13 protein-coding genes are annotated in these 11,379 nt (G+C 64.8%); 6 read left to right on the top strand and 7 right to left on the bottom strand.

Translation table 11 applies throughout. The annotated features are described in order from the left end of the window. Positions 1-141: 141 nt before the first annotated feature. Positions 142-594, top strand: a complete 453-nt coding sequence (locus IU514_RS13780; RefSeq protein WP_194931706.1) for an Ohr family peroxiredoxin — start codon at positions 142-144, stop codon at positions 592-594. A gap of 117 nt (positions 595-711) precedes the next feature. Here IU514_RS13780 and IU514_RS13775 read toward each other — a convergent pair whose 3' ends face one another. Together IU514_RS13775 and IU514_RS13770 are read right to left on the bottom strand one after the other, a co-directional pair. After that, positions 712-1,200, bottom strand: coding sequence for a BON domain-containing protein (locus IU514_RS13775; protein ID WP_194931705.1), 489 nt, complete (start codon positions 1,198-1,200; stop codon positions 712-714). 184 nt (positions 1,201-1,384) lie between these two features. Beyond that, positions 1,385-2,941 (bottom strand): arylsulfatase, encoded by a 1,557-nt coding sequence (locus tag IU514_RS13770; protein WP_194931704.1) that lies wholly within the window; start codon positions 2,939-2,941, stop codon positions 1,385-1,387. Between the two features lie 412 nt (positions 2,942-3,353). Between IU514_RS13770 and IU514_RS13765 the strand changes: the two genes are divergently transcribed. Continuing rightward, the gene (locus IU514_RS13765) at positions 3,354-3,851 is read left to right on the top strand and encodes a hypothetical protein (RefSeq protein ID WP_194931703.1); all 498 of its coding nucleotides are present in this window, start codon (positions 3,354-3,356) and stop codon (positions 3,849-3,851) included. A 124-nt stretch (positions 3,852-3,975) separates the two neighbouring features. Here the strand turns inward: IU514_RS13765 and IU514_RS13760 are convergent, their stop codons facing one another. Together IU514_RS13760 and IU514_RS13755 are read right to left on the bottom strand one after the other, a co-directional pair. Further along, positions 3,976-4,878 carry a patatin-like phospholipase family protein gene (locus IU514_RS13760; protein WP_228760728.1) on the bottom strand — a complete coding sequence of 301 codons (903 nt, stop codon included), beginning with the start codon at positions 4,876-4,878 and terminating at the stop codon, positions 3,976-3,978. Between the two features lie 86 nt (positions 4,879-4,964). Next, the gene (locus IU514_RS13755) at positions 4,965-5,423 is read right to left on the bottom strand and encodes a MarR family winged helix-turn-helix transcriptional regulator (RefSeq protein WP_194931702.1); all 459 of its coding nucleotides are present in this window, start codon (positions 5,421-5,423) and stop codon (positions 4,965-4,967) included. Between the two features lie 379 nt (positions 5,424-5,802). Here IU514_RS13755 and IU514_RS13750 point away from each other — a divergent pair, with 379 nt between their 5' ends. Together IU514_RS13750 and IU514_RS13745 are read left to right on the top strand one after the other, a co-directional pair. Further along, the gene (locus IU514_RS13750) at positions 5,803-6,240 is read left to right on the top strand and encodes an Ohr family peroxiredoxin (protein ID WP_194931701.1); all 438 of its coding nucleotides are present in this window, start codon (positions 5,803-5,805) and stop codon (positions 6,238-6,240) included. Between the two features lie 131 nt (positions 6,241-6,371). After that, entirely contained in the window at positions 6,372-6,668 is a 297-nt protein-coding gene (locus IU514_RS13745; protein WP_194931700.1) for a hypothetical protein, read from the top strand. Between the two features lie 24 nt (positions 6,669-6,692). On the opposite strand, the gene IU514_RS13740 is transcribed toward IU514_RS13745, so the two are convergent. After that, complete coding sequence (locus IU514_RS13740; protein WP_194931699.1) at positions 6,693-7,178, bottom strand: hypothetical protein; 486 nt, start codon at positions 7,176-7,178, stop codon at positions 6,693-6,695. Between the two features lie 174 nt (positions 7,179-7,352). Between IU514_RS13740 and IU514_RS13735 the strand changes: the two genes are divergently transcribed. Both IU514_RS13735 and IU514_RS13730 read left to right on the top strand, forming a co-directional pair. Beyond that, on the top strand, positions 7,353-8,159 hold the full coding sequence (locus IU514_RS13735; protein WP_194931698.1) for an alpha/beta fold hydrolase: 807 nt from the start codon (positions 7,353-7,355) through the stop codon (positions 8,157-8,159). Positions 8,160-8,315: 156 nt separating this feature from the next. Continuing rightward, positions 8,316-8,735 carry an FAD-binding oxidoreductase gene (locus IU514_RS13730; protein WP_194931697.1) on the top strand — a complete coding sequence of 140 codons (420 nt, stop codon included), beginning with the start codon at positions 8,316-8,318 and terminating at the stop codon, positions 8,733-8,735. A 4-nt stretch (positions 8,736-8,739) separates the two neighbouring features. Here IU514_RS13730 and IU514_RS13725 read toward each other — a convergent pair whose 3' ends face one another. Both IU514_RS13725 and IU514_RS13720 read right to left on the bottom strand, forming a co-directional pair. Then, complete coding sequence (locus IU514_RS13725; RefSeq protein ID WP_194931696.1) at positions 8,740-9,915, bottom strand: hypothetical protein; 1,176 nt, start codon at positions 9,913-9,915, stop codon at positions 8,740-8,742. Between the two features lie 37 nt (positions 9,916-9,952). Continuing rightward, the gene (locus tag IU514_RS13720) at positions 9,953-11,371 is read right to left on the bottom strand and encodes an MBOAT family O-acyltransferase (protein WP_194931695.1); all 1,419 of its coding nucleotides are present in this window, start codon (positions 11,369-11,371) and stop codon (positions 9,953-9,955) included. Positions 11,372-11,379 lie beyond the last annotated feature (8 nt).

Here is an 11,379-nt window from a genome sequence, read left to right as displayed (position 1 = left end):
CGCGGCGAGGCTTCGCGCCTCGGCTGGTTCGTTGCTCGCTTTCACGAGGAATGAACCTTGGAAGGCCTCATCAGGGCTAGCTTTAGGAGGTGCCGCGAATCTTCGGATTCATGCGTGCGCCAACCTAAGAAGGAGTCCCTCATGTCCAAGATCGAGAAGGTCCTTTTCACCGGCAAGACCCACACCTCCGCCAGTCCTCGCGACGCCGCTTCGCGTGCCTCCCATGGCCGGCTCGAGATCAAGACGTCAGCATCCGGCTCGGGCACGAGCCAGGAGCAGGTGTTCTCAGCCGCCCTGCCGCATCCCACTGCTGAGCAGTTGTTCGCAGGCGCATGGTCGGCCTGCTATAGCAGTGCAATTGCGGTTGCTGCTCAGGAAATGAAAGTGAAGCTCCCGCCCGATGTGGCGGTGGAGGTCGAGGTGGACGTGGGCCAGACCGGCAACGATTACTTCATCCAGTCCAGATTCAATGTCATCGCGCCGGGCATGGATCGTGACGAGGCCGAAGCGCTCGTGCACCGGGCGCACGAAATCTGTCCCTACTCGAAGGCTACCCACGGAAACATCGACGTGGACGTCAAGGTCACTGTCTGAGTGACATGACGCCCGGGCGGCCCGAGTCCGTATTGGTCAAACTTGCCATAGTCGAATGACCACGGATGTCCGGCAGCGGACATCACGACGTTTCGGGCCGCGCTGGGAGAAAAGCCGTCAATGCCGGCCCAGATGCGGCGAGCCCACTTGCGACGGAGTGGTGCGCAGCAGGCTTTCCACGTTCTGCACGCCGCGCACCGACAACACCGCGCGAAGCAGATCGGCGAACTCCTCCTCCGCCACGGTGCCCTTCAACTGCACGCGGCCTTCGTGGACGTGCACCTCGACACCGTGCGAATGGCTCACCAGATGTCCCAGGCGAGAGCGGATGCGATCGTGCAATACGTCGTCGTCGACGGCGCCTCCGGAGAAGGTCGCGCGCGTGCGCGCCGCGACGCCCTTCACGCGATCGGCGGCGCGCCGGGTCTTGCCGCGCACATAGCGTTCCGCGCCGTGTCCCATGGATACGCCACGATCGCGGATCAACGCGCGTCGCCGCCGGCCCGTGTTGGGGTCCAGCAGATACATCACCAGCGCACCGGCCGCGAAGGCCAGCGCCAGGTCACGCAGGGTGCTCAAGCGGCTCAATGCGGATCGTTCGTGCATGGCTCATCACCTCGGTCGGTTGGCGGACCCACATGCTGCCAAAACCGCCGAGAACGCCGGGCGAAGAAAGGGCCACGGTTCCTTAACGCGTTGCCATGGCTGAACAACCGCAGTAACCGGGGTCAGAGCGGCTTTCCGGGAATAAGCTTCCGGGAATCGGCCTCTCTGACCCCTGTTTCATCCGTCAGCTGTTGGGATGCAGCGATTCCAGTTGCTTCAGCCGTTTCATCGCATCAGCCTGCTTCAACAACCCGTAGTTGATGCTGCCCGCGTTGAGCGAGCTGCCCGCCTGGTACGGATAGTCCATGAAGTCGGAGAAGAAAGCCTTGATCGCGCCCATCACGGGTACGATCAGCCACATCTGCCGGGCCAGGAAGTCGATCGCGCCACCGCCGTCCTCCAGCCCGCGCTCGTAGGGGTCCATGCGCAGGTTGCATATCGCTGCCCAGTTGGTCACGGTCCGCGAGCCGGTGGCGATGTTGCCGTGCGCCTGCACGGCGAAGCTCAGCTTCCAGTCCTGGAAGCGCAGCGCGTTGAGGTTTCCGCCCTGGTCGAAGTAGAAGATGGCGTCGCGCGGACCTTTCTTCTCCTTGCCCTGGAAGTACGGCATGAAGTTGAAGCCGTCCAGCTTGACCTTGAACTTCTTCTTGCCCAGCGTCGTGCCCTTGGCGAGCTTCTCCTTGATGTCGGGAACGCCGGCGGCGGCACACAAGGTGGGAAACATGTCGAGCAGCGAGATCGGGTCGTTGTAGACGGTGCCCGGCTGGATCACGCCCGGCCAGCGGATCGCCATGGGGATGCGGAAACCGCCCTCCCACGTGGAGCCCTTCTCGCCGCGGAACATCGTCATCGCACCGTCCGGCCACAGCGCGATCTCCGCGCCGTTGTCGGTGGTGTAGACGACGATCGTGTTGTCGTCGATCCCAAGCTCGTCGAGCAGGTCCAGCAGTTCGCCGACGTGACCGTCGTGCTCGACCATGCCGTCGGCATGCAGGCCCTTGCCGGTCTTGCCCAGCGATTCCTTCTTGAGATGGGTGAACACGTGCATACGCGTGGTGTTGAACCACACGAAGAACGGGGTTTCGTTCTTGACACTCTTCTTGATGAACTTCTGCGCGGCGTCGAGGAACTCCTCGTCGACCGTCGGCATGCGCTTGATGTTGAGCGGACCGGTGTCTTCGATCTTGCCTCCGGCGTAGGAGTGGATCACGCCGCGTGGTCCGTACTTCTTCTTGAACGCCGGATCCTTCGGATAGAAATAGCCCTCTGGCTCCTCTTCCGCGTTGAGGTGGTAGAGGTTGCCGAAGAACTCGTCGAAGCCGTGGTTGGTCGGCAGGTGCTGGTCCTGGTCTCCCAGGTGGTTCTTGCCGAACTGGCCAGTCGCGTAACCCTGCGACTTCATCGCGTCGGCGATCGTCGGCATCCAGTCGGTGATGCCGTGCGGATCGCCCGGCATGCCGATGGTCAGGAGGCCGGTGCGGAACGGCTCCTGGCCGAGGATGAACGACGCGCGTCCGGCCGTGCAGCTCTGCTGGCCGTAGGAGTCGGTGAACAGCGCGCCTTCGTTGGCGATGCGGTCGATGTTCGGAGTCTGGTAACCCATGAGACCGCGCGTGTAGGCGCTGATCTGCGGGATTCCTATGTCGTCACCGAAGATGACGAGGATGTTGGGCTTGCTGGAGGATCCGGGTTCTGGCGCGCCGCGCTCAGCCTTGGCCTTGGGCTTCTTCTTCGATGCCATGACGATCTCCGATGTGGGGAACCCGCTCGACCGACAGCAATGAACGGTTCTGGGATTCTTCACCGTCGATGTTCGCCGGGCGTGAAATCCGGGAGGCAGATAACAACCAAAGAGCCAGGCTGGGATGGGTGGAAGAATCCTCGAACCTGCCAAGCCCTCTTGGCGCGCGTGCGATGTTGCACAGGACCCCATAAGCTATGGGGCGTGGCACGGGGAAATCGATGCACGTCCAGATCACACGCCTGTCAGCGGTGTGATGGGGGGTGTGTCAGTGGGGGCGGGGGTGCCCCTTTGTTTTGCATGTGTTGAATATGTGAATGACAACCAAGAGGGGATCAAAATGAAGTTGCTTCGCGCAGTTATGGCTACTGCTTTGATGCTTGTCGCGTTCACGTCGGCCCACGCGGGCAAGATGACCAAGTCCAAGGAGCCGCTCGTCGCTGCGCCGGACAAGGCCACCATCGTTTTCATGCGCCCCGGAAAGTTCGTGGGTGCCGCGGTCGCAGTTCCGCTCTTTGACGTTACGGGCCAGGAGCCCAGCTTCGTCGGCATCCTGGAGTCGGGCAGCAAGGTGGCGTATTCCGTGCCCGCCGGCGAGCACGTCTTCATGACCACGGTGTTCGGTGGCGACGCGGGCGTGCGCTTCTACAAGGCGAACGTGGAAGCCGGCAAGACGTACTACTTCTATGCCCACATCATCCAGGGCATCTGGGGTCTGGAACCGGTGCGCGGCAGCCAGCTGGAAGGCGACGAGTTCAAGGGCTGGGACAAAGGCACGGACCTGACCGTGAACAGCCCGAAGACGATCGCCTGGAGCGAAGAGAACAAGGAAGGCACCGCCAAGAAGCGGCTGCTCAAGCCGGAAGTCATCAGCGACGACAAGACGCTGCGCGTCGAAGACGGCCGCTAAGGGCCGCTCGTAGCAAGAACGAGGGTGGGTTCGTTTCTCCCATGGGGAAACGGACCTGCCCTTTGTTTTGGTGGCGCCGAGACATTCTTGCGCCGTTGGATGGGGCACAAGTGCTGGCGCTGGGCTAGTGACGATGCTCGACCAACTGCGACGGGATGCGCGGCGTCTGCAGCCCGCCTGCTTCGATCCAGTACTCCGTTGACTCGCGCGCACGGCTGATCAGTTCTTTGGCCATCGAGTAGTCGTAGGACGAGGTCGTCACCGGGCACAGGCTGGGCACGATCCTCAGCTCGATCTCGCTGTCGAGCCAGCGCTGCGCATCGGCGACGAGTTGCCGGGCGATCAGCAGGCTGATGGCGTGCATGGCACGCGGTATGGCTCCCGAGGGGACCTCATGCAGGGCGCACGAGTAGCCCGCAGGCAGGACGATGACGCGGGTGGCCCCCAGCGCCACCGCCACGGAAATCGGCGCGTTGTTGGCAATCGCCCCGTCGACCAGCACATGCGTGCCGATATGCACGGGCGGAAACACGCCGGGAATGGCGGAGCTGGCCAGCACGGCGTCGACCGCAGGCCCGGATGACAACAGCACCTCCTGGCCGGTGGCCAGTTCCGACGCCACGATGTGGATCGGCAGTGACGCATTCTCCAGCTGCTGGTACGAAATGTGGCGCTCCAGCAGCCGGCGCAGGCCGTGCGAATCGACGAGGTGATCCCTGCGGCCGAACATGCCGACGACGATGCTGCGCAGGCTGATCGGCATCACGTCGCTGCGCCGGAGCGCACACCAGACCTGCTCCAGACCGTCGGCGCCTTCTCCGGTGGGGCGATCGGCAAAGTAGGCGGCGTTGATCGCGCCCGCCGACGTTCCGACCAGGAACGACGGCTGTTCGCCGGCCTTCAGCAGCGCTTGCAGCATCCCGACTTCGACCGCGCCGAGGCTGCCGCCGCCGGCCAGGACAAATGCGGTGCGATGGGTGCCCGTGTCCGACATGGATGCCGATGCGCACGAATTGGCATCGATCATGCGCCGCCTGCCGTTCGGGTTCCAGCGGCCGCGCGGCTACAGCACCGAGGTCGTTGGCATGGAAAATGCCCCGGGCGCGACGAAGGTCAGTCCTCGCCTCGCGCCGACTTCAGTAGATGGTCGCGCAGGGCGACGATCTCTTTCTGAAGACGCGCGAACTCCTTCGGCGTGAGACCGCAGACGTCGCCGAGATCGACATTCGCCTTCTCGCGCAGGCGCCGGCCGCTTCTGGTCAAGCGGACACGCACCTGTCTTTCGTCCTCGGGGTCGCGCGCACGTTCGACGTAGCCCATCGCCTCCAGCTTCTTGAGGATCGGCGTGAGCGTGTTGGATTCGAGGAACAGCTTCTCGCCAAGGCCGCTGACGGTCTGGTCGTCCTCTTCGCACAGCGCCACGACCGTGACGTACTGGGTATAGGTGAGGCCCAGTTCATCCAGGATGGGCCTATACACCTTGCCGAAGGCCAGGTTGGCCGAATAGACCGCGAAGCACAGGAAATCGCCCAGCTTCGGGTCAGCGGCGCGTTCAGTCGGCTTCGTTCTCATGTTCATCTCGTGGGGCAGGGCGGCTGGATACACTATACATCGCATGCGATGTGATCGGTACCGCTAGACAGTTCCACGGGTGGAACGGGCCCGGAGTTGGAGCGTACGCGGGCGCCCGTGCAAGGCCGGCGCCTGGGCAGCGGCCGGAATCCGAGGCGGGGGGGCTCCGGGGGAAGAGTGAAGGTCGCCCTTGACTTGGGTAGGGCCCTGGCGCAGCATATATGCATCGTATGCGATCTAATCGCATACGATGAACGGAAACGGAACGGAGACGGGAAACCGGATTGACACCCAAGTCCCCCGCTTCTAACTTATATCAATCGCATACGATCTAATCGAATGCGATGCACAACTCCACCATCGAGATACGAGAAAGAACATGAGCAAGGTCCTCTTCACCGGCAAGACCCACACCATTGTCAGCCATGGTAACGGCACCCCCAACGACCACGGCAACGTCGACCTGAACCTGTCGTCGCCCGGCAATCCTGGCTTGGAGCACGTCTTCGCCGCCGTCGCGCCGCACCCGACCGCCGAGCAGCTGTTCGCCGGTGCCTGGTCGGCCTGCTACATCACGGCGCTCGGCCTGGTCGCCGCGCAGAAGAAGGTCGCACTTCCGGCCGACCTGTCGGTCGACATCGATGTCGATCTGCTCCAGGACGGCAATGCGTGGTTCCTGCAGGCCCGCTTCGAGGTCCGCATGCCGGGCGTGGCGCAGGACGTGGCCGAGAAGATCGCCCATATCGCGCATGAGATCTGCCCGTACTCGAAGGCCACGCGCGGCAACATCGAAGTCGCTGTGAACGTTGTCACCTGACGACAGGTAGCGGACGGCCGGCTCGCCTGTTCATGGCGAGCCGGCCATCCGGCTCACCACGTTCCACGATTAGACATCCACTTAATGCGGGCGGCGCAATCCTCTGCCCGCCGAGCGCGAGAGATGACGCCATGATCAACCCTGCATCGACCTATCACCCGATCAGCTGCGAGTTCCATGACCTGCTGGAGGATCTTGCGACCCTCCGCAAACAAGCGCAGATCAGTTTCCGCGACGAGAACGATGCAGTGCAGACGCGCAGTGCGGCGATCAGGGACGTGTTCGCCAAAGACGGCGCGGAGTACCTGCTGATGAGCACCGGCGAGACGTTGCGCCTCGACCAGCTCGTCGAAGTCGACGGTGCGAGGCTGAGCGACTACGCCGCGGACTCCTGCCAGTTGCCGGAGCCGGGCCCGCCGTTGCAGTGACCGCCGCATGGCCGGACGAGCGGCCTAGCGTTTGCCTTTCTTCGCCTTTGACTTCTTCTCGGCGGCCTGGCGCGCGCGGACGCTCTCGATCTCGGCCGGGAGTTCGCGGCGCAGCAGACCGAGCAGATCTGCCGTGGCGTCGTGGTCGATCGGCTTTCCAGCGAGTGTAGTGGCGGTCACCCGGGTCGTGAGGCGTGTGATGGTCTCCGACGCCGGTACCGCCTTGGTGAATACCAGGAACTCCACGCCGCGATAGCGGAGCGAGTACAGGTCAAGCATCTGCGCGCGTCCCTGGTACTCGACGCCCGGGGTACGCACGGCGATCTGGCCCACCGCGTTCCAGGTGTCCAGCTTCTCGGCTTCGATCATGAACTCCCCGCGCGTGACGCCTGGCGGCTGCGCGGCCGGAGTTGTGGGTACCGGCGCGGCTTCTGCCGGTGCTGTTTCGGTGGTCCGGCATCCGGCCGCGAGCAGGCCGACCAGAAGCAGCAGGGCGAGACGCGTGCGCATCGGGAGGCTCCATTGGGATCGTCGGGACGCATGCAGTGGCGCCCAGGACACGACACCCCGCCGCCATCGCGTCTGATGATGCAGGCGCGCGCGTCGGCGTGAGGTGTGCGCCCAGGATCGCCGAAGTCGCCCGATCAGCAAACGATCGCAGGCCTGCACGGGCTACGATGCGACATGCCCAGCATGAACATCGATGAGGTCTTCGTCGCCGTCGGCGAAGGCCGGACGTTCGTACGCCGATGGACACCGGACGCGAGTGCCAGCCGGACGCCGCTCGTGTTGCTGCATGACTCGCTCGGCAGCGTTGAACAGTGGCGGGAGTTTCCCGCGCTTCTGGCCGAGCGCCTGCGTCGCCCGGTGATCGCCTATGACCGACCCGGCTTCGGGCGCTCGTCCACGCGCACGGCCCCTGCGTCGCTCGACTTCATTGCCGAAGAGGCGCAGGTGCATTTTCCGGAGCTGCGCCGGGCGCTCGGAATCGATGCCTTCGGTCTGTTCGGCCACAGCGTAGGCGGGGCGATGGCGGTCGTCATCGCCGCCACCCAGGACGCGAACTGCTGCTTTCTCATCACGGAATCGGCGCAGGCGTTCGTCGAGCCGCGAACGCTCGACGGCATCCGCAGTGCCCAGGCGCAATTCGAGGATGACGTGCAGTTCGCGCGGCTGACGCGCTGGCACGGCGAGCGGGCACGCTGGGTGCTGCAGGCGTGGACCAGCGTCTGGCTGGATCCCGCCTTCGCCGGATGGAGTCTCGACCCGTGGCTGCCGCGGGTGCGTTGCCCGGTGCTGGCCATCCACGGCGATCGTGACGAATACGGTTCGATTGCCTTCCCGGAACGCATCGCCGGGCTCGTAGGCGGCCCATCGCAACTTGCGATCCTCGAAAACTGCGGCCACGTGCCGCACCGGGAAATACCCGAAGCGGTGCTGCAGCAGATCCTTGCGTTTGCCTCGGCTCACGAGCGGAGCTTCGCTTCCTGAAGGGCGCGAGGGTGGCCGTCGGCCTCGGCCCGCAGCAAAGCTCGTTTGACCGGCAGTGGCGCAGCGAGACGCGGCGCTCGAACTGGAGGGGACCGGAGTTCCATGGCAAGGAAAGCACGTAACCCGCGCTCCGTTCATCGCAACGCATGGCCGGCCGTGTTGTCGCTCCTGCTCTGCGCATGCGCGACCACGCAGGAACTGAAGCCGTTCTCAACCGACGGTTGCAGCCTGTTTCCAGATCGCTGTGGGGAAAAGGACTGGTGCCGCTGCTGTCTGCTTCACGACCTGGCATATTGGAAAGGCGGCACCGCCGAGCAGCGGCGCAAGGCCGACGACGAGCTCTATGTATGCGTCCACAAGGCTGCCGCCGGTTCCGGCCTGGCTGGCCTGATGTACTCAGGCGTCCGCATGGGCGGCACGCCACATCTCCCGAGCTGGTTCCGCTGGGGTTATGGCTGGCCGTACGGCCGAGGTTATCGGCCGCTGTCTCCGGCCGAAGCAGCCGTGGCGGATGCACTCGCCAAGGCATACACCGACGAAACCAATCACGAGATGGCGTGCCCCGCCAAGCCGTAGGTCTTCAACGCCGCATGGCCGCATCTGCCGAGGCGAGTTCCCGTTCCTGGCGCTGGAACTCTCTCTCGACCATGGGTGCCAGCACCAGCGTGTAGCGCTGGGCATCGGCTGCGGACAGGTGCGACCACTCCGGCAATGTGTAGCCCCGCATCTGCGGGTAGTCGTCGAAGTGGATGCCGGGCAGTCCGGTGCGTTGCAGCAGCACGTCCCACGTGTCCTTGCGTGGCATGGCCTTCTGCTCGAATGCGTAATACGGGCCGTTGCTTGGCGGCCGCACGAACACGATCCTCACGCCACGTGCGCGCAGCGACGCGACCGCCTTCGCAGCGCGATCGATCTGAGCCTGCACGGTCTGGCGCGCCCGTTCCGGCGTGGCCATCGGCGGAGGCGGTGGGCCGGTGAAGTTCTGGGCCCAGATGCTTCGCGCCAGTGCGCGGTACTCAGGATCGTTCTCGACCTTGCTCCAGATCCGCGTGTTGCGGTCGGACTCCTGTTCCATCAGCTTGCGCACGCGTGTGTGCGGCTGCATGCCCGGGCGCAGCGGCCATGGCTGGCGTCGCACGACCACCGGAAGCGCGAAGTCCGGATCGTAGAAAGCGAAGTACGGTTCGAGCAGCCGCTTGGACAGCCAATGGCCGCTGCGCTGCGACGGTCCCTGCTTGTGGAAGTGTCCGATCGCGCTACCGCGGTAGGCGAAGCCGCTGAAGAACAGGTCGGGCGCCACGCCGACCAGCAGGCGTCCGGTGAACGCAGGATCCTGCGCCAGGTCTTCCAGCACCGGTACGGCCGAGGTGCCTTCGAGCGCCAACTGGATCGGGCGGTCTCCAGTCGCCGCTTCCCATTGCGCGAGCTGCACGTCGAAGAGCATGCGCGAGTCGCCGATCAGCACTGTGCCGCCGCCTTCGCCACTGTCGATGCGGCGGCGCTGCTCGGCCCAGGCGCCATCGCTGTTGCGATAGCCGGGCGTTGCACCGAATGCGCGCCACTTCCATTCCCACGCTCCCATCAACAGCAGGAACAGGACCAGCGCACCGAGCAGGATCCTGCCCCATGGCTGCGGCGGGATGTCGCGCTCCGGCACCGGCTGTGCGACGCCCGGCCGGTCGGATGCGGTCAGGCGCACGAAACCGGGACGCTCGAAGCGCTCGGCAGACGCAATGCCATCGGCGGATGCGGACATGGCGGCCTCGGAACTGGCTGCTTCAAAGCTGGTTGCTTCAGAACTGGAAGTAGATGAAGGCATTGCCCGCCCCCTGCGCTGCCGCGATCGAGAACGCCATCAGTCCCAGCCCCGCCGCCAGCGGAACGGGGTGCCGGCGCGCGAGCATCGCCTCCAGCGTGCGGCGGCGCATCAGCCAGTGCGCGATCACGATGCCGATGACGATCACCGCGACCATCGTCAGGTCGGCAGTACCGAGGATCGGCTCGGCTCCCGCATTGCCGCCGAACATGCCGCGCAGGACCGACCATGCCTTGCCGAACCCGTCGGCACGGAAGAACACCCAGGTGATGTTCACCAGCGCATACGTCAGCAGCCCCAACCCGAGCAGCGCGACAGGCCCGGGCGTGTATCCGGCGAAGCGCGAACGCAGGGCGCGCTCGGCCGCCAGGTACAGCCCATGCAGTCCGCCCCAGACAACGAACGTCCAGCTGGCGCCGTGCCACAGGCCGCCGAGCAGCATCGTCGCCATCAGCGCGAAGTAGGTCCGGGCAGCACCGTGGCGGTTTCCGCCAAGCGGGATGTACAGGTAATCGCGCAGCCACGCCGACAGCGTGATGTGCCAACGCCGCCAGAAATCCGAGAAGCCGACGGCGGCATACGGGAAGCGGAAGTTGTCCGGCATCGCGAAGCCGAGGCACATCGCGGCCCCGATCGCGGTGGTCGAGTAACCGGCGAAGTCGCAGAAGATCTGCCCGCTGAAGGCCAGCGTGCCAAGCCAGGCATCGAGCGCGCCCGGCGCGGCGCCCGGTGCGTCGTATACAGCTTCCGCCGCCGGCGCGAGAAAGCCGTCTGCCAGCACGATCTTCTGGAACAGGCCCAGCGTCATCAGCGCCAGACCGAAGCGTAGCTGGTTGGCGCTGGCACGATGCGGATGCTCGAACTGCGGCACCAGTTCGGTCGGACGCATGATCGGTCCGGCCACCAGGTGCGGGAAGAAGGTCACGAACAGCGCGTAGTCGAGGAAATGACTGGCCGGCTTCGACCGGCGCAGGTACACGTCGAGCGTGTAGGACAGCGTGGCGAAGGTGTAGAACGAGATGCCCACCGGCAGCACGATGTCCAGCTTCGGTGGTTGATAGGCCACGCCCAGCGACTGCATCAGTGCGGCGAAGTTCTCCATCAGGAACCCGCCGTACTTGAAGTAGCCCAGCATGCCCAGGTTCACCACCACCGACAGCAGCATCCAGGCGCGGCGGGAATGCGGGCTCTCCGCGTTCACCAGCTTCTTCGCCGCCCACCAGTCGACCACCGTGGAGATCCACAGCAGCACCACGAAGGGCGGATTCCACGCGGCGTAGAAGAGATAGCTGGCGACGAGCAGGTTGATCTTCTTCGTCGTCCAGCCCAGCGGCAGGTTGTGCAGGACCAGCACGCAGGCGAAGAACACGACGAAGGTCAACGAATTGAAGACCATGGCAGGGT

The organism is Lysobacter niastensis, assembly GCF_015453285.1.
GTDB lineage: Bacteria > Pseudomonadota > Gammaproteobacteria > Xanthomonadales > Xanthomonadaceae > Lysobacter_J > Lysobacter_J niastensis.
Note: the sequence above shows the minus strand (reverse complement) of the source record. Positions and strands in the feature narration are given on the sequence as shown.